Here is an 18291-nt window from a genome sequence, read left to right as displayed (position 1 = left end):
GTCATTTTTCAGCCACAAGAAAGCCCAGACCTTATGCGGTCTGGGCTTTCTTCGCGGAGGCGAGGGGTGTCGCCCTCCATTATATACAGAAAATCCCCTAGGACTTTGAAGTGCACCCTTTATAGTGGACATTGGAAAAACACCCTAGTGTTTAAACCGATGAAGCTATAGGGGGTGCTTTTCGTTATGGCGAAGAAGGGACAAAAATTTCTAACGTACAGCATGGAAACGAAGAGGAAAGCAATTGAGATGCGTCTACAAGGGATGACAGCAGAGAAAATTGCAGAGGAACTGGGGATCGTTGATGTGGGACGAGTAAAGGTCTGGATGCGTCGCTACAAACAGATGGGTGAGTTCGGATTAACAGACACCCGAGGAAAGCGTAAAGAATATGTCGATGAGAACCGTTATGTGAAACGGCTCGAAATGGCGAATGCCGTCCTAAAAAAGTGGTTGGCCATTACGAAGGCGGAGGTGTACCAGAGAAGTGTAGGCTCGTTGAAGAGCTCAGAGAGCATTTCACCGTTACAGAGCTTTGCAAAGAAGTCGGACTCTCTAAGAGCGGATTCTATGCCTATCTTAAACGAAAAACAGTAGATAATGACAAACCATCCAAAGAGGTCATTCGTGCTACCTATGAACGCTATAAAGGCATTTATGGCTACAGGCAAATTCAACTGTTTATGTATCAAGCTCATCAGGTATGGATGAACCACAAGAAGATCCTGCGCCTCATGCAGGAAATGGGACTGCAAGCAAAAATACGCCGCAAATTCCGTCATCATCGCGCATGGAGTTTAGGAGATCGGGTTGTGAGAAATGTGCTGGATCGCCATTTTGAAGCACATGCACCCAATCAGAAATGGGTCACAGACGTCACCCAATACCGCGTGAAAGATACCTGGTTGTACCTCTCTACGATTAAAGACTTGTGTCAAAATGAGATTGTCGCCTACAACATGAGCTTACGTAATGATAAGGAACTTGTACTCCAAACGTTTTCCAAAGCGTTTAAAAAGGAAAAGGACGTGGCTGGGTTAATCGTTCACAGCGATCAGGGATCCCAGTACACGTCCTACGACTACCACGACATGCTGCCAAAGGTTGGCGCCCAAATCAGCATGTCTCGCCGAGGCAATTGTTACGACAATGCCTCAATGGAGAGCTTCTTCTCCCATTTGAAGACGGAAGCACTCTATCCTTATGATATCCGATCGATCGAGGAAGCACAAAGCAGAATTGATGATTATATTCATTTTTACAACAACCATCGCCCGCAGAGAAAATTAAATAAGCTGTCTCCGACACAATACCGGAAACAGCTTATGGGATAGGGCTTTTTCTAAATGTCCACTAAATGGGGTCTTGACCAGATCCGGTCGGGTTTTTGTTATTGGAGGCGAGGGGTCTCGCTTCCCACTATATACAGAAAATCCCCGATTGCACTGCATTTATTCAGAGAAATGGATGTCATCAGTCAGTCTTTAAGTTTTCGAAGCGTTTGATCGTATTCCTCAATGACATCTGTCAGTGTATCATCTATGAAGTCTACACTAACATTTTGCTGGTATGTTGATTGTAGTTCGTTGGTAATCGAGAACATGATATTTGATACTTCATCGTCTGTATCAATACCGCCTCGCAACTGCTCGCGTAGATCAAACATCCTTATCCTTATAATACTACAACGCTTCAGATAATCCCACAGTTGCCGACCAATCTGCTCCAGCTATTGTGGTTATCAGGCGTTTGTTTTGTTTTTCAGTCGCATATATGCATTGACGTGAGTTACAGCTAATGTGTTATATATGTTCTCGCTTGCTGCATCTTCACGGCCACTTTTCTCACTCTCAACATTATAGAAGCTGATTATTGAGGTTTCTGTCTGACGTCCGACGCAAGATACAATTGCGAGAAATATCATAATTGGAAATTATTTTTAAAATTCCCACAATGATGTGCGACAAAGTGACTCCTCTAGGTGTTTATATATTGAGGGATGGGAAATTGACATGAATAACGGGAGAGGAGGATAAGTGGAAAAACAAGTCAAAAAAAAAAAAAAAAAGAGGTGCAGTAAAGTGAAGAAAAAAATGATTTCTAGTCTTCTAGTGCTCTTCGCAATCTTGTTAGCAGTACCTGTAGTAAGTGCTCAAACAAGTCTTAACAACAACGTACCATCATCCAATTCTGATGCTACATTAACTTCAGAAGAACAAAAAAAATTAGATGAGCGTACTATTATTCTTAAGGAGTATTTTTTGAATGTCGAAATGGCTAAAGCAGAACTAGATAAACTCAAAGAAGCTCAAAGTGAAAACGTTGGTCCTAGAGCTTCTTTAGTCGAGATAGATAAAAAAATCGAAGTTGCAGCTTTAAGGGTTGAGGAGCTTAAAGAGAAATTACCAGTAGGACTGGAAAAAATTCAAACTGCAAAAGAAAGTGGAAATGTGAGTGCTCTCTCTTCCGCAGCTGATTATGCTATTACTGAAATTCAAATTTTTTGGGACTCTACTCAAAGTAAGTATCTTGCTCATACAGCTGGAAATTTCACATCTACCAATTGGAAGAAAGACAGAGAAACTGATCCATACATGACGGGATGGAGAGATTTTGGTGGTTACGATGGATATTCTGTGTATTCTCTTCATTATAATATTAATATATATAATCCTAATTTTCAAACAATACACCACGCGGATCACACTCAATACACCGATTGGACTTCAACGGCATCAACTTATCCTGATGCTAGAGGCTATGCTTGGAAGTATCAAGATAAAGGTTATCAAAACTGGCCTATATGGATGACTGACTGGGCGGATTATAATAACTGGAGGCAATTAGGATGGTATTTCTTTGATTTTGTTGGTGGAAAACCTTCCGGAAACGCTAGTTTTAGTGCATCTTTTGGACATACGTGGGCATCAACAACAATTAACTCGATTTCCTACCCAGCAGGATTTGGATGGTCAACCAACAGTAATCGTTGGGATAAAGGCCAATCAAAGGCATTTACATTCTAGAAATAAGGAACGGGAGAGATCATTTCTCGCCCGTTCCCTCTTCATCAAATAAGATAATATGATAACGACATACAATTTCATCTTGATTATGGGGTGGTTCTGTCTTGAGAAAACTGTTGTTGTATATATCAGGCGGTATCCTACTGTTATTTATAGTTTTTATTGTTTATTACTTTTTTTTACCAAGCGATATTCGTTTAATTAAAGAAAATACTGTTAATGATGAAGAACTACATCTGTCCAATCGTCATATGGAAGAATTAGATCATTCAATGAGGGTTTATTACGTAAAAAATACTCTAGGAGATATAAATTATTTCATTTTAAAAGGAAGAAAATTAGTTACATCAGGAGTAATTTCAAGTATTAATGAAGTTATAGTAGGTAACGAAGGAAGCGATATACTTTGGTCTCAATACTACAAGCCTGATGAATTTTCTTTTATGACTGGGATAATTCTAAATGATCAAATCGAATCTTTAGCTATAAACAACATTAGTGGACAAAGTATAAAAATATTTAATTATGATAATTACCGCCTGTTCTACACGTTAGAAAGAATTGATACACCAATTGAGATTCAAGGGTATTCTGACAGTGGCGAGCTCATTTATAAAAACAATAACTGAGTATGATGACGAGTTAATTTTTTGAAATAGAGAAAACTGCTTATGTATGGAGACAATGCACTCTCCTGATGAGATCCGCGCCGTTCTGAATGTTCCTAATTCGCCTGAGCATGTTATTGTAGATAAGAAGGAACTTCAGATCGCACAAATGTTAATTGATCAACCTTTTAACCCATCTGAGTACCAGGATGAATATCGCTCTTCATTGGAAAAAGCGATTGAGAATAAATTAGCCGGTCACAGTGTCGATGTCGTTGATATATCCACTCCAAAAGCTAATGTACTCGATCTTATGACTGCGCTACAAGCAAGTTTGGACTATTTGCTTTTGCCGATCAGAATAGACAGCAGCCGTTATATCACGTGGGATGAATGTAGCTGTTAACATCGATTAGACCGTAAAAGCTTCAATGTCCCGGCGACTCTTTCCACAGGGTTTGCTAACAGTCTCTGTATCGGGCCACACGGTTATTCATAAAAGACCCTATCATGTATTGAAATCGAGTAGGAGGAGGCGCCTAGTCACCGTCCTCTCACACCACCGTACATGCGGGTCCGCATACGGCGGTTCCAAAAGGTTAACGAAGCTCTAAATAACGAGAAAGCAAACCTCTCTGCCCTTTCGCTTCCCAGTAGGAAGTTGGAAGGGCATTGTTTGTGTTCCGAGACATTTCCCATGCTGCATGCTCCTCGTCTGGCATTAGCCATGACAAAGCAAGCCCATTCCGGGACACCGAGTGCTCGGAGCTCGCGAATTCGAGCACGTACCCGTTTCCACTGCTTCCATAAACACATGCGTAGCCTACGGCGAATCCACTGGTCGAAGGTCTCGCAATGTACCTTTGCCGAGGCTAGCCGGAAATAGCCAATCCAACCTATGAGGTATCGGTTAAGCTGTGCAATCCGGTTTTCCATAGACATCGACCGCGTTCGGTTCGTTAGCTCTCGCACCTTCTCTTTGAATCGCGAAATGGTTTGTGGAGCTAATCGAATCGTCGCTTTCTTGTCTCTCAGGAAGCTGAATCCAAGGAACTTTCGGTTCCAAGGCCGGTCTACTGCGCTCTTTTCTCGATTCACTTTCAGTTTTAGCCTTCCTTCCACGAAGCGTGTGACCGACTCCATGACGCGCTGCCCTGCACGTTTGCTCGCCTCAAAGATGTTGCAGTCGTCCGCATAGCGGACGAAGCGTAGCTCTTTGTCCAAGTCGTCCAGCAACATGTTCGCTAAGAGCGGGCTTAGCGGTCCGCCTTGCGGCGTACCTTCTCCTGTTTGCTCGAACCTACCATTCGCCATGACCCCTGCGTTGAGATATGCACGGATGAGCTTCAAGACACGCTTGTCCGTCACCTTCCGTGCTACCCTTGCCATAAGCATGTCGTGGTTTACTCGGTCAAAGAACTTCGCCAGGTCCATATCTACCACCCATCGAAAGCCTTCCTGAATGTAGCGCTGGGCTTGCTTCACCGCGTCATGCGCTCGCTTCCCGGAGCGAAAGCCATAGCTGTACCTCGAGAAGTCTGCATCAAAGATCGGGTTCATCACTTGTAAAAGGGCTTGTTGGAGAAAGCGGTCCATCACGGTCGGGATGCCGAGCAGCCGCACGCCGCCTCCGGGTTTGGGGATTTCCACCCGTTTGACAGGCATGGGTCTGTACATTCCCGCGAGAAGTTCGGTTTTCACCGTTTCCCAGTGTGTTTTCAGGTAAGCTTGTAGATGCGCTACCGTTACACTGTCCACGCCAGGTGCTCCTCCGTTCTGGATCACTCGCTTGTAAGCGAGCCGTAGGTTATCTCCTCCGAGCATTCGCTCCAACAAATCGTTATTGGCTTCGCGAGAGGAAGGTACGACTTGTGCCGACGAAGAACTCGGCGCTCCGGCATACCCTGATGGCTTCACCGCTTCTCTTTGCCGCGAGCTCTCTTGCGAGATTTTCTGCTGTCTTTGCTCTTCATGCGAACGCATCGGTTTCCTCTCTCCTTTCGGTTCAGCCCTTCCGGTTTCCGGCGTCCCGTACTCCCGTACTATGGCTTCTGCTGACTCCTGCGGATTCAGCGCAGCCTCTCAGCCGCGGTTACGAAATAATTTCGCGTATTCCACAGGCCTCCCCAGATAAGAACGTCATCTTTCTGCCCGCAACCATTCGAGTTTACAAGAATAGCCCTTGGCGACTTCGGATTTCGTCATGTGTTGGTGACTCATCCGGCTATCCTTGCCTCAAATCCAATTCGTGTACCTTGGCTCGTGCATTTGCCTCCAGCTTCCTTCAGATTCCACCTCACGGTGGACACCCTTGCTCTTGGATAACAGTAGGCGTTCGCCAGCCCCCGTTCGGGACTTTCACCCTAGAGATGACGCCCATGCTGGGCGTACAATAAAAAGAGCTCTCTTAGAATTTCTAAGAGAGCTCTTTTCATCTTTCAAGCCAGAGAGTCCGCCCTTGCATCCACTTAACGACAGAATGAAAATATTCTGTATTTAAGTGGAGGCGAGGGGATTTGAACCCCTGTCCGAAGATCACGCCACACGGCTTTCTACGGGTGTAGCTGCAGTTTTGATGTCACCTACGGAGTCCCCCTGCAACACGGTACTCTATAGGTCAGCCTGATTGTCTTCTTCAGCACACCCCAGGCGGAGATGTGACAGCGTATCCCACTAAAGTTGGGCCCTCATCCCGGTACATGGGCGATACAGAGCGAGAGCACGCGAGCAGGTTATTAAGCTGCTACAGCGTAGTTTGTTTGTTGTTTGCCATTTAATAGGCTTTAGCGTTGATGAAGCAGACGACTCCCTGCTACCCGCTGGCTCGCGCTCGTCCAATCCCCGTCGAATCCATAAACGCCCCCGAATGGGCATAGACGCTGCTTATGCTCTTGCCGAGCATCAACGTCTAGCTAGACGGGACCTCTGGATTGAGGTGATGTATGACTGAATCGCACAAGTCATGTACATCTGAAATTCGGCTGAGTCTTGCTTGCTCTCTAACCGACCTGGCAACCCACCGTTGCCGTATACCTAGTATACCACGAACATCCGGCATTTGCCCGGGAATATTGCTGGCAGCGTTGGCCGATTCATCCATGGGAAGAACGGATTATCTAGCCACCTTCTGCTTCTCCCGAAGCGCGCGCTGGATATCGCGCTGCGCATCCCGCTTGGCGGCGGTATCGCGCTTATCGTATTGCTTCTTACCTTTGCCCAGCCCGATCAGCAGTTTGGCGTAGCCGTTGCGCACGTAGATCTTCAGCGGCACGATGGCGTAGCCTTCTTGCTTCGATAATCCCAGCAGCTTGTGAATCTGCGCCTTATGCAGCAGCAACTTCCTTGCGCGCGTCGGATCAGTCGGGTTATGGATGTTGCCCTGCTCGAAAGGGCTGATGTGCATGTTGTGAATGAAGATCTCGCCATTGCGAATCGTTGCGAACGCATCGCCGATATTCGCTCTGCCATTACGCAGCGACTTAATCTCCGTTCCCATCAAGACCATGCCCGCCTCGAAGGTCTCCTCAATGAAATAGTCATGGGAGGCCTTCTTGTTCTGGGCGAGCTGCTTGCCGTCGTTCTTCTTGGCGCCCATGCTAATTCACCTCGTTTCTTCTTCAAGACCAGCGTCTCTGTTGGTTCATTGTAGCAACTTTGCCAGCCAAAATCAATAATCAGGAAGGGTACTCTTTCCTTTAAACTGATCTTCACCTACTGAACCATTTAACCGAGTGCTGGACCCTCCAAAACAATCTATGTGAAGCAAAAGACCGCTCGACTCGAGGTCGAAGCGGTCTCTCCGATATTAAGCTATTACAGCTTAACTACGTTTTCAGCTTGTGGTCCGCGGTTGCCTTGAACAACGTTGAACTCAACGCGTTGGCCTTCTTCAAGAGTTTTGAAGCCGTCGCCAACGATTGCGGAGAAATGTACGAATACGTCGTTTCCGCCTTCAACTTCGATGAAGCCGAAACCTTTCTCAGCGTTGAACCATTTAACTGTACCTTGTTGCATGTGGAATTACCTCCAAAAAATTAAATTAATATGCGCCTATTTGTTCTTTGAAAAAAAATATTCACACATTGAAAAGGGTTTCATGACGACTCTAATGACACCCTTTTCAATATGTGAATTCAGGTTCATCTCATCCGATTGCTTTGAGTATACTATCCCAGCCGCTGAAAAGCAAGCGACAAGCTTAAATATATTTTCCCATTATGTCCAGTTGGCGGCACTTACATTCCCAACTAAGGAAAAACCATGCCGCCATCTGACTCTAGGATGAGAGTATATCAACTACATAAACCCATCTAATCCTATTTTTAGTAAATTCAGACCTATTTCCGTTTCTTTCTTACAAAAGCTGCCGTGGAGTTGCTTAGCTCTCCTTTTTTCTTGCGCTTCTTTTTCTTGGCTTCGTCTGCTGGCGAGGCTGCTACTGCTCCCGCTTCACTGCCATTGAATACGCCGCTAGTCGTCGCGTTCTTCCGGCGCCCGTTCCCGCCTTTGCCCTTTTTCTTGGCTTTGTCACCGGATGCGCCAGCGCCCTTGCCCGGGCGGCCATCCTTGCCGCGGGTATCCTTGCGGGCATCACCGCCTTCACGAATCGGCAGTCCCCACATATCCGTGCGAGTGCTTTTACCTTCAGCTTCAAGCTCTGCGGCTCTCTTATCTATCCAGTCGCCATTATCCGGCACGCTATCCTTACCCCAAGGGTTGGCGCCATTCCCAGTCGGCGCAGCCGCGTCCTTGCCGCCGCGTTTGAATCGGCCTTTAGCCGCTTGATCAGCTGCACCTGATCGTTCTTTACCACCACTCGCGGCTGGCTTGCTGCCATCGCGCCCGGCGCCGCCTTTGCCTCGGCCGCCCTTGGCGCCAGCGAATGCGCCGCGACCTCCGCCGGAAGCATCACGGCTGCCGGGACGACCGCCGCCCTCACGCTTGCCATAGCCTCCGCGCTTGCGGCCTGCCCCGAAACCGGCATCCGCAACGCCTTTGTAGCTGCCGCGCGGCTTCATGTCGACCATCTCGAAGTCAATATTATATTCATCCATATCGACGCGCGCTACGCGAATCTTCACTTCATCGCCGATGCGGTATACCTTCGACGTACGCTCGCCAATGAGCACCATATGGAGTTCGTGGAAGTGGTAGTAGTCATCCGTCATATCACTAAGACGAATCAAACCTTCGACCGTATTCTCTAATTCGATGAACATGCCGAAGCTGGTTACACTGCTGATAATGCCGTCGAATTCCTCGCCAACCTTATCCAGCATGTATTCGCATTTCTTCAGCTTATCCGTATCCCTCTCAGCATCGACCGCTGCCCGCTCCCGTTCAGAGGAATGCTGGGCAATATCCGGCATACGAGCCGTCAGAGCTTCATGACGCGCTTCGCTAAGTGCTCCGCCGCCCTCAAGAACCTCGCGAATGACCCGGTGGATCACCAAATCGGGGTATCGGCGAATCGGCGATGTGAAGTGGGAGTAGAATTCGGCAGCCAAGCCGAAGTGGCCCAGACTCTCTGCATCGTACTTCGCCTGCTTCATCGATCGCAGCATCATGGTGGAAATAACGGTCGATTCCTTCGTCCCTTGAATTTCCTCCAAGAGCGTCTGCAGCGCACGCGGATGAACGGAATTGTTGCCTTTGCCACCCTTCACGACGTAGCCGAAGTTTGCCGCGAACTGCATGAATGTCAGCAGCTTCTCCTGATCCGGGTCCTCGTGAATCCGGTACAGGAATGGCACACGCAGCCAGTGGAAGTGCTCCGCAACCGTCTCGTTTGCCACCAGCATGAACTCTTCAATGATCTGCTCCGCAACGGACCGCTCACGTTTGACAATATCAACAGCCTTGCCGTTCTCATCGACGATAATTTTTGACTCCTGGAAGTCAAAGTCAATCGCGCCGCGCTTCATCCGCTTGGAGCGCAGGCGCATCGCCAGCTTCTCCATCAGGGCGAACATCGGCAGCAGGTCGGCATAACGCTCCTTCAGTTCGGTCTCTGGCTCCTCTTCATTAGCGGTCAGAATACGCTTCACATTCGTGTAGGTCATTCTCTCCTTCGTGCGAATGACACTCGTGAAGACATTATGCTTCACACGCTTCAGCGTCTTCGCATCGAATTCCATCTCACAAGAAAGCGTCAGCCGGTCAACTTGCGGGTTAAGCGAACATATACCATTCGACAAGCGGTGAGGCAGCATTGGAATGACGCGATCGGTCAAATAAACGCTACAGCCCCGACGGAATGCTTCCTGATCCAGTGCAGATTTCTCCCGTACATAATAGCCTACGTCCGCGATATGAACGCCAAGCAGGAAATTGCCGTTCTCCAGCAGCTTCACATGCACCGCATCGTCGAGGTCCTTGGCATCTTCGCCATCAATCGTGACGATGATCTCATCTCTTAGATCACGGCGCCCTTGCTCCTTGATCTCCGCTTCGGTGATCGTATCCGGCGCAGCTTCCGCTTCGGCCATAACCTCATCGGGAAAGCTCTCCGGCAGCTGATGCTTGCGGATGATGGACAGGATGTCGACGCCAGGATCATTTTTGTGACCCAGAATCTCCAGAATCTCGCCTTCAGCCGCGCTGCGGCCCTCCGGATAAGACACAATACGGACAACGACCTTCTGTCCGGTCACCGCGCCTTGGAATCCGCCCTTCGGAATAAAGATATCCCGGTTAATCCGCTTATCATCGGGCATAACGAAGCCGTATACCTCGTGATTCTCGAACGTGCCGACGATCTGTGTCACTGCACGCTGGACAATACGGACAACCTCGCCTTCCATACGTCCGCCGCCTTCGCTTTTGGACGTAATGCGTACTAGGACAATATCGCCGTTCATCGCGCTCTTCAGATCATTCGCGTGAATATACACATCGGGATGATCCTTCTCATCCGGCAGCAGGAAAGCGAAGCCTTTCGCATGTGCTTGAAGCTTCCCGCGCAGCAAGTTCATTCGCTCCGGTACACCGTAGCGCTCGTTGCGCGTACGAATGATCTTGCCCTCTTCTTCCAGTTTATTAAGCAGTTGGAGAAATTCCTTGAATCCCGCTGCTCCCTCGATACCGAAGTGTCCCTCCAGCTCTTGGTACGTCATCGGCTTATACGCCGTTTCTCTCATAAAATCTAGCAATTCTTGCTCGCGTTCCATCATGAATGGCCCTTCTCCTCATGAACCGCCTAAGGGCTAGAGCTCTTGTAGCGGTTGATAGATTATCATATACCATGTAGTATACACGAAATGCCAGCGGCACATCCCCATTTGCGAAAAAAACGAAATACCGCCTTAATCATCAGCTTCCGCTGATTGGAGAATCCTCTGTCTTATGAACCGGTCTTCTCCATTCCCTGGCATGAACCCCCCACCAAACCAGTACACATACCATCATCGAGGGCAGTACTCCCCACAATCCCAAGAGACGAAATCCAGCAACCGCCGACCAAACCATAATATTCGGAAGCAGCAGCCAAAAACGTGATAACCGCAGTCCCGCGAATAGATCGGCCGTATTCCATGGGAATTGCGAAACAAACTCCTCGCTTCTCCACTGCTCCCACTGCGTACGCAGCCAAGGTACAATGAGAAATAGAAATCCCCCCATAATGGCGTACGTAGCGGATGGGGGCACAATCAGCATTGCCCCTGTCGTTACCGACAAAAAGCCCATTCCGATCCGCAGCATGGACAGCGACCGCACAAAGGTAATGATGCGCAGCTCGGCGAGAATCGTACCCGTATCGGTCTTCTTGAACAAACGCCGGGACTGGCGCATGAACAATGGCTTTTTTAGCTTCATAACCGGCTTCCGTTCGATCACTTGGCTCATCAGAAGCTCTGTGGAGGACAACCGCGCTGAGCGTTCATTTTTCACTTCCGTCTCAAAATGAATCGGCTTGTGTAGACACACAATCAGTACGACAAGAAGCAGTACAGCAGCTCCCGCCAGCGCAGCTCCGAAGATACTTCCCTCTTGCGTCAGCGACAGCATCGGATATAAGTATGCCACGACGCCGATCAGCAGAACGATCGCTTCCAATACCACCTGTCGCCACTTGCGGAGCCTTCCAGTCAGCATATGAATCGTCATCGACATCAGCATCGCGAACAGGAAGGAATACAGAAAGGCAGCTCCAACTTCCTTAAGCCCCATCTGTTCCACTCGCAAAAGAAAGGGCAGCACCACAAGAAACGGCAATACGAGTCTCAGCGCCTGCATGATGAACGAATAGGCCATGCCATAACGCTTTAGCTGCTTCAGCCAACGAGGCTGTTGGAGCAGAAACAATCGGTCCGCCTCATCGACAAAGACTCGAATGCGTCCTCCGAATGCAAGGATAAGAAATAACACAATCGATAGCAGCAGCAACCAGGGAACCCCGGCAGCCCACTCCGGCGTCTCCAGCCAGATCTCACGATATAATCCGCCGAAGATGAGAATGCCTGGTACAAGTAAATACACCCAAACGGTCCAATCGAAAACGCTGTTCCATGCTTTTGCCTGTTCTTTCACATTGCGCTTCAACCGGTAGAAGAACAGCTGTGACGGTGTCATCATCGCTTTTTCCTCCTTAAGTCAGCGCCAGGAAGCAATCCGACAACGCCGCATCCTCCGCGCATCCCGCATCCCGTCTGACCTGATCCAACGTTCCCTGTGCAACAATCGAACCTTGATTAATAAGAACGAAGCTTTGGCAGATTTTTTCAGCCGTGTCCAGTACATGCGTAGACATCAGGACGCCTGCGCCCCTTGCCAGCTCGCTCTGCAACAGGGTCAGGAAATCGCTCGTCGCCCGTGGGTCCAGTCCCACGAACGGCTCATCCACAATATAAATATCCGGCTCCAGCAGGAATGCGATAATTAGCATCAGCTTCTGCTGCATCCCTTTGGAGAACGACATCGGATAATGATGCTTCTGTTCCGTCAGCCGGAATTGCTGAAGCAAGCGATCCGCTTTGGCCTCGAATTGAGCTTCCGTAATGCCGAATACCGACGCGGCCAATCTCAGATGCTCCCATAGCGTAAAATATTCATAATAAACCGGTTGCTCCGGCACATACGCATAGCGCTTATGTCGGCCCCCAATCTCCACCTTCCCCGTTACGCTGGGCATAAGGCCCATAATCGTCTTCACCGTCGTGCTTTTCCCCGCACCGTTAGGACCGATCAAGCCTACCAGTTCACCGGGGCCAACCTGTAGGTTAATATCCCGAATGATCGCCTTATCCGCTTCATATCCCGCTTTTTGAATAGCCGCTTTCAGCACATAGCTTGTCTCTTTCTCTCCAACACTCCACTCCTGATTCACTTAAGCAACCTCCTCACTCTCTACACCGAATCGCACCTCTTCCTCTATTCTACGAAATCCCCCTGTTTCTGGTATCAGAAAAAACATCAAAAAAAGACGAGGATTAAGCTCCTCGCCTTTTGTTAGCTCATCATTATTTTTGTACGAAATAAGATACAATCAGGGACAATAAGAAGAATCCAATTGCCAATGCTACTGTCAGACGCTGCAGGAACAGGTCCAAGCCACGGGCCTTCTGCTTACCGAACAAATGCTCTGCGCCGCCGCTAATCGCACCAGACAAACCAGCGCTCTTACCTTTCTGCAACAATACGACTGCAATCAATCCGATAGAGAATAATACAAGCAGGATCTTCAATGTAATTTCCATTCCATCCACCTCCAGCGTAGCCGCTCGTAAAACACATAAGGTTATTGTACCATAGCTGCACAGGATTGACAATAGTACGAGCCTTTACAAGAGTCGCTAAGCGTAGCCCATTTTTTTCAAATAGAGAATATTCGCCTTCGCGCTATCCACTGAACTGGTCAGGAAGTCCTCCTGCTCCACGAACATATACTCGACATCGCTCTTCTCAATCTCTTGCAGCAGCCTTTCAATCCCGACAATACCTTTTCCAAGCTCGGTATCCTTGCGCCCCATTTTGAAATCACGGATATGCACCAAAGGCGTCCGGGCCTTATGCTTCTTCAAATATTCCACCGGGTCATAACCCGCCATATATATCCAGCCCAGATCCAGCTCCGCAACCAACAATTCCTCGGGCACCAGCTCCAATATACGATCGAATGCAGGTCTGCCGTCTACCAGCTTCCATTCATAATCATGATTATGCAGAGCCAGCTTCATGCCCGCCGCCCTCGCCTGTTCCCCGCATCGAATGAGCACATCCGCCAAAAAGTGCATATCCTCGATCGTCGGCTGCTCGTGCATAGGCACCCACGGTACGATGATGTAAGAAACGCCGATCCCGGCGGCAAATTCAATATCATTGTGGAAATCCCGATCCAGCTTCGCCAGCGTCTTAAAATTAAGCGATACGAGCATGGAAGGGATAGCTAATTCGAGCTCATCGGCCCTCTTCTTCAATTGCTCTGGAGGCGCGTTGAAGTACCCGATCGACTCAATCGCTTTATAGCCCATCTCGGCGATCTTCTCCAGCGTTCCCAGAATATCGCGCTCCGCCTCATCTCGTAACGAATACATCTGTATTCCCGCAATTGGCTTGCCCATCTGTCTTGTTGCCCCCTAAGTCCGACATGTGCACTCCGAGTTCATACTCTCGTACATTATGCGCAGCGAGGGCAGCAGGAATACTCCATTGGTGCCTATGAATCAAGAATGTCATGCAGCAATCGCCGAATCTCCGTTATGCTTGATGGAACAATGGCCTCCATAAAGCTGCCGTTCCGCCTTGCTCCTGATCCAATGTGAATCTCGTGGACTCTCGTCTTGTCGACGAACTCTTCAATATTGCCCGCATGGAGTCCGTAGCCGCCCAGTATCGAAATGCCCAGCCGGTCGCCCTCCTCCCGGAGAGTCCGAATTCGATCCGCAGACTGTGGAGCAGGCTTTAATCCGCCTGCTGTTAGGACGCGGCTAATAGATGAATACTCGGCAAGCTGCCGCAATGCCGCCAGCTGATCCTCGATTTCGTCGAATGCGCGGTGGAACGTCACATCAAGACCTTCCGCTGCACGAAGCATCCGCTCCAGCGAGCCTCTATCCAATTCGCCGGAGGGTGTCAGCAGCCCGATTACAATACCCGCGGCTCCCGTCTCCTTAATCGCTTCGATATCTCGCAGCATAATCCCTATATCCGATTCGCTATAGCAGAAGGACTGACTATGTGGTCTAACCATCACTTGAACAGGCAGCGTAGAAGCATTCACTGCCCCTTCCACTAATCCAAGACTTGGTGTTAATCCGCCTTCCGCGATCCCGGTTACCAGCTCGATCCGGTCCGCTCCTCCCTCGGCAGCAGCTTCGACATCCTCTGTCCGAATGGCGATCACTTCAATCAGCATGTTCAATCCACTCCTCTCGACAACCTTAATCCATTTATACCAGCGACAGGCGTTATACTCGATTGCCACATGATGGCGCTTCATCTAATCTATTCGAGCCTACCTCATTAAGAAGCAAAAAGGAAGACCCGGGGGTCTTCCTCGGGTAGCCAATATTATGTTTTCGACGGTTTGAACACGGACAGCAGCAGCACCATCAAGCTGACTACGCCGATGCCAGCCAATGTTATTACCGGACCGCTCCACTGGAGGCCTTGGCCGAAGAAGAACAGCTCGCGCAACCATGAATCGCATCGGCAGCCAGGAATGTACCCAATCCCGGTAAAAACCGAATAATGCAAAAAGAGAGCATATCCCCTGAGGGACATGCTCTCTCCTTATTTCACAAGCAGCGGAGCTGCCTGTTCTTATTTGAAGTTTTTCAGGTTGTAGAATGCAGCTTTGCCGCCGTATTGAGCTGTCGAGCCCAGTTGGTCCTCGATACGAAGCAATTGGTTGTACTTCGCTACGCGGTCCGTACGGGAAGGTGCGCCTGTTTTGATTTGGCCAGCGTTTGTTGCAACTGCGATGTCAGCAATTGTGCTGTCTTCGCTCTCGCCGGAACGGTGGGAGATAACTGCTGTGTAACCAGCGCGTTTCGCCATCTCGATCGCGTCGAATGTTTCAGTAAGCGTACCGATTTGGTTAACTTTAACCAGAATGGAGTTGCCTACGCCTTTCTCGATACCGTCGTACAGACGCTCTGTGTTTGTTACGAACAGATCGTCGCCAACGAGTTGTACTTTGCTGCCCAGCTTCTCAGTAAGAAGCTTCCAGCCATCCCAGTCATCTTCGGAGCAGCCGTCTTCGATCGAAACGATCGGATACTTCTCAACCCACGAAGCAAGCAGGTCAACGAACTCAGCAGGCGTGAAGGATTTGCCTTCGCCAGCCAGTACGTATTTGCCGTCTTTGAAGAACTCAGTGGAAGCAACGTCCATACCCAGGAATACGTCAACGCCTGGCTTGTAGCCTGCGCGCTCGATTGCCGAGATGATTGTCGTAATCGCTTCTTCGTTGGAGCCAAGGTTCGGAGCGAAGCCGCCTTCGTCGCCAACAGCTGTGTTCAGGCCTTTGTCATGCAGTACCGCTTTCAGGTTGTGGAAGATCTCTGCGCCGATGCGAAGAGCTTCTTTGAAGTCGGAAGCGCCAACTGGCAATACCATGAACTCTTGTACGTCGATGTTGTTGTCGGCATGCTCGCCGCCGTTGATGATGTTCATCATTGGCACTGGCAGAGTTTTAGCGTTGAAGCCGCCCAGGTATGTGTACAAAGGAACATCCAGAGCGTCAGCCGCTGCGCGGGCAACAGCCATGGATACAGCCAGAATCGCGTTAGCGCCCAGCTTCGCTTTGTTAGGCGTGCCGTCAAGCTGAATCATTTTGCGGTCGATTGCTACTTGATCAAGCGCGTCAAGACCGATGATCTCAGGAGCGATAATCGTGTTTACGTTTTCTACTGCTTTAACAACGCCTTTGCCCAGGTAACGGGATTTGTCGCCGTCACGAAGCTCTACCGCCTCGTATGCGCCAGTGGACGCACCGGATGGAACGATAGCGCGGCCTTTGCCGCCGGACTCAAGAGCTACTTCTACTTCTACAGTTGGATTCCCGCGGGAATCCAGCACTTCGCGTGCATATACATCAACGATAATGGACATTTGAATGAACACTCCTTTTCTATAGTTCGCATAATCAATATTGCTTCATTCCACTAGTCTACTATTATTGGCCAAGCAATGTCGAGCCTGTCATCTCAGCCGGCTTCGCCAGACCTAGCAGGTCGAGCATCGTCGGCGCGATATCTGCCAGGATGCCGCCATCGCGCAGCGCAGCGCCTTCTCTTGTTACGATCAAAGGCACCGGATTCGTCGTATGCGCCGTATGCGGACGGCCATTCTCGTCGAATACCATATCCGCATTGCCATGGTCCGCTGTAATGATGCAGACGCCGCCTTTGGCAAGCACCGCTTCTACGACTTTGCCCAAGCATTCATCCGTTGCTTCTACCGCCTTGATCGTTGGCTCCAGCATGCCGGAGTGACCAACCATATCCGGGTTGGCGAAGTTCAGGATGATCGCATCATGCTTATCCGCTTCAATCTCGCGTACCGTAGACTCCGCCAGCTCGTAAGCGCTCATCTCCGGCTGAAGATCATAAGTGGCAACCTTCGGTGAGCTGATCAGAACGCGAGTCTCGCCCGGAAGTTCCTTGTCACGGCCGCCGCTGAAGAAGAACGTGACATGCGGGTACTTCTCCGTCTCCGCTGTGCGAAGCTGCGTCTTGCCGTTCTGGGCAAGCACTTCACCCAGCGTATTGTCGAGATTCTTCGGCGAGTAAGCGACATAGCCGCCCACCGTCTCGCTGAACAGCGTCAGGCAGACGAAGTGCAAGCCTACCGGATGATTCGCGCCGCGATCGAAGCCGCGGAAGTCGTCATTCGTGAATACTTGCGACAGCTGGATCGCACGGTCCGGACGGAAGTTGAAGAACACAACTGCGTCCTCGGACTCCACCAGTCCTACCGGCTTGCCGTCTCCGCCTACGATTACCGTCGGCATAACGAACTCATCATATACGGATTTCTCATACGATTCAACTACCGCTTTCACAGGATCTGCGTATTGAGGTCCTTCACCATAAACCATAGCGCGGTAGGACTTCTCCGTACGCTCCCAGCGCTTGTCGCGGTCCATAGCATAGTAGCGGCCTTGGACCGTTGCGATGCGGCCTACGCCAAGCTCCTCGATCTTCGCTTGAAGCTGCTCGACATAGCCCTTCGCGCTATCCGGTGATACGTCGCGGCCGTCCAGGAAAGCGTGGATGTATACATCCGTCAAGCCTTCCTTCTTCGCCAGTTCCAGCAGCGCGAACAAGTGAGCGATATGGCTGTGAACGCCGCCATCGGACAACAGCCCGTACAGATGGAGCTTCTTGCCTCTCGACTTCACGTGATTCACAGCAGCGAGCAATGTCTCGTTATCGAAGAACTCACCGTCGCGGATTGACTTGCTGATACGAGTCAGATCCTGATACACGATGCGGCCTGCGCCGATGTTCAGATGGCCCACTTCGGAGTTGCCCATCTGACCTTCCGGCAAGCCCACGGCTTCACCGCTTGCTGTCAATGTCGTATTCGGGTATTGCGCCATGTAACGGTCGTAATTCGGCTTGTTCGCTTGTGCGACCGCATTACCCGTCACGTCGTCGCGAAGGCCGAATCCGTCCAAAATAATCAGTGCTACCGGTTTGCGAGAGGCCATA

14 protein-coding genes, 1 other RNA gene and 3 pseudogenes are annotated in these 18291 nt (G+C 49.8%); 5 read left to right on the top strand and 13 right to left on the bottom strand.

Annotated features, from left to right (window positions below):
• Positions 1-186: 186 nt before the first annotated feature.
• The 5 genes and pseudogenes from ACFVSO_RS22395 to ACFVSO_RS22375 all read left to right on the top strand — a co-directional run.
• Positions 187-327 (top strand): annotated as a pseudogene (locus ACFVSO_RS22395) (helix-turn-helix domain-containing protein); the annotation flags it as partial.
• A 122-nt stretch (positions 328-449) separates the two neighbouring features.
• Positions 450-1334 (top strand): IS3 family transposase, encoded by an 885-nt coding sequence (locus ACFVSO_RS22390; RefSeq protein WP_387477742.1) that lies wholly within the window; start codon positions 450-452, stop codon positions 1332-1334.
• Positions 1335-2036: 702 nt separating this feature from the next.
• Positions 2037-3026, top strand: coding sequence for a hypothetical protein (locus tag ACFVSO_RS22385; protein WP_387477739.1), 990 nt, complete (start codon positions 2037-2039; stop codon positions 3024-3026).
• Positions 3027-3130: 104 nt separating this feature from the next.
• On the top strand, positions 3131-3655 hold the full coding sequence (locus tag ACFVSO_RS22380) for a hypothetical protein (protein ID WP_387477737.1): 525 nt from the start codon (positions 3131-3133) through the stop codon (positions 3653-3655).
• A gap of 46 nt (positions 3656-3701) precedes the next feature.
• Entirely contained in the window at positions 3702-4040 is a 339-nt protein-coding gene (locus tag ACFVSO_RS22375; protein WP_387477735.1) for a hypothetical protein, read from the top strand.
• A gap of 193 nt (positions 4041-4233) precedes the next feature.
• Here the strand turns inward: ACFVSO_RS22375 and ltrA are convergent.
• The 13 genes and pseudogenes from ltrA to gpmI all read right to left on the bottom strand — a co-directional run bounded on the left by ltrA (position 4234) and on the right by gpmI (position 18290).
• Positions 4234-5617, bottom strand: a pseudogene (gene ltrA, locus ACFVSO_RS22370) (group II intron reverse transcriptase/maturase).
• A 515-nt stretch (positions 5618-6132) separates the two neighbouring features.
• Positions 6133-6498, bottom strand: a transfer-messenger RNA (tmRNA) gene (gene ssrA, locus ACFVSO_RS22365).
• Between the two features lie 248 nt (positions 6499-6746).
• Positions 6747-7229 (bottom strand): SsrA-binding protein SmpB, encoded by a 483-nt coding sequence (smpB, locus tag ACFVSO_RS22360; protein ID WP_387477733.1) that lies wholly within the window; start codon positions 7227-7229, stop codon positions 6747-6749.
• Between the two features lie 218 nt (positions 7230-7447).
• Positions 7448-7648, bottom strand: a complete 201-nt coding sequence (locus tag ACFVSO_RS22355) for a cold-shock protein (protein ID WP_116047333.1) — start codon at positions 7646-7648, stop codon at positions 7448-7450.
• A gap of 323 nt (positions 7649-7971) precedes the next feature.
• Positions 7972-10803: a ribonuclease R gene (gene rnr / locus ACFVSO_RS22350; protein ID WP_387478403.1), complete on the bottom strand. Its 2832-nt coding sequence runs from the start codon at positions 10801-10803 to the stop codon at positions 7972-7974.
• Positions 10804-10945: 142 nt separating this feature from the next.
• Positions 10946-12208, bottom strand: coding sequence for an ABC transporter permease (locus ACFVSO_RS22345; protein ID WP_387477730.1), 1263 nt, complete (start codon positions 12206-12208; stop codon positions 10946-10948).
• Between the two features lie 13 nt (positions 12209-12221).
• A complete protein-coding gene (locus ACFVSO_RS22340) occupies positions 12222-12959 on the bottom strand; it encodes an ABC transporter ATP-binding protein (protein ID WP_387477727.1) in 738 nt (245 codons plus the stop codon).
• A gap of 133 nt (positions 12960-13092) precedes the next feature.
• Complete coding sequence (secG, locus tag ACFVSO_RS22335; RefSeq protein WP_119803882.1) at positions 13093-13329, bottom strand: preprotein translocase subunit SecG; 237 nt, start codon at positions 13327-13329, stop codon at positions 13093-13095.
• Positions 13330-13425: 96 nt separating this feature from the next.
• Complete coding sequence (locus tag ACFVSO_RS22330; RefSeq protein WP_387477723.1) at positions 13426-14193, bottom strand: sugar phosphate isomerase/epimerase family protein; 768 nt, start codon at positions 14191-14193, stop codon at positions 13426-13428.
• Positions 14194-14288: 95 nt separating this feature from the next.
• On the bottom strand, positions 14289-14987 hold the full coding sequence (locus ACFVSO_RS22325) for a copper homeostasis protein CutC (RefSeq protein ID WP_387477720.1): 699 nt from the start codon (positions 14985-14987) through the stop codon (positions 14289-14291).
• Between the two features lie 155 nt (positions 14988-15142).
• A pseudogene (locus ACFVSO_RS22320) lies at positions 15143-15314 on the bottom strand (YhgE/Pip domain-containing protein); the annotation flags it as partial.
• An 80-nt stretch (positions 15315-15394) separates the two neighbouring features.
• Complete coding sequence (eno, locus tag ACFVSO_RS22315) at positions 15395-16687, bottom strand: phosphopyruvate hydratase (RefSeq protein ID WP_387477717.1); 1293 nt, start codon at positions 16685-16687, stop codon at positions 15395-15397.
• A gap of 64 nt (positions 16688-16751) precedes the next feature.
• On the bottom strand, positions 16752-18290 hold the full coding sequence (gene gpmI / locus ACFVSO_RS22310) for a 2,3-bisphosphoglycerate-independent phosphoglycerate mutase (protein WP_387477714.1): 1539 nt from the start codon (positions 18288-18290) through the stop codon (positions 16752-16754).
• Position 18291: the final 1 nt, after the last annotated feature.

Origin of the sequence: Paenibacillus sp. NPDC057967 (assembly GCF_042887015.1) — a bacterium.
GTDB lineage: Bacteria > Bacillota > Bacilli > Paenibacillales > Paenibacillaceae > Pristimantibacillus.
The sequence above is the reverse complement of the archived record's forward strand: the minus strand, read 5'-3'. Positions and strand labels throughout refer to the sequence as shown.

What these genes read in the sequence shown, in the direction of transcription:
- ACFVSO_RS22375 (WP_387477735.1), top strand. Translation starts at nt 3,702, where the DNA reads ATGGAGACAATGCACTCTCCTGATGAGATCCGCGCCGTTCTGAATGTT.
- ACFVSO_RS22345 (WP_387477730.1), bottom strand. Translation starts at nt 12,208, where the DNA reads ATGATGACACCGTCACAGCTGTTCTTCTACCGGTTGAAGCGCAATGTG.
- eno (WP_387477717.1), bottom strand. Translation starts at nt 16,687, where the DNA reads ATGTCCATTATCGTTGATGTATATGCACGCGAAGTGCTGGATTCCCGC.
- secG (WP_119803882.1), bottom strand. Translation starts at nt 13,329, where the DNA reads ATGGAAATTACATTGAAGATCCTGCTTGTATTATTCTCTATCGGATTG.
- gpmI (WP_387477714.1), bottom strand. Translation starts at nt 18,290, where the DNA reads ATGGCCTCTCGCAAACCGGTAGCACTGATTATTTTGGACGGATTCGGC.
- smpB (WP_387477733.1), bottom strand. Translation starts at nt 7,229, where the DNA reads ATGGGCGCCAAGAAGAACGACGGCAAGCAGCTCGCCCAGAACAAGAAG.
- rnr (WP_387478403.1), bottom strand. Translation starts at nt 10,803, where the DNA reads ATGGAACGCGAGCAAGAATTGCTAGATTTTATGAGAGAAACGGCGTAT.
- ACFVSO_RS22325 (WP_387477720.1), bottom strand. Translation starts at nt 14,987, where the DNA reads ATGCTGATTGAAGTGATCGCCATTCGGACAGAGGATGTCGAAGCTGCT.
- ACFVSO_RS22330 (WP_387477723.1), bottom strand. Translation starts at nt 14,193, where the DNA reads ATGGGCAAGCCAATTGCGGGAATACAGATGTATTCGTTACGAGATGAG.
- ACFVSO_RS22355 (WP_116047333.1), bottom strand. Translation starts at nt 7,648, where the DNA reads ATGCAACAAGGTACAGTTAAATGGTTCAACGCTGAGAAAGGTTTCGGC.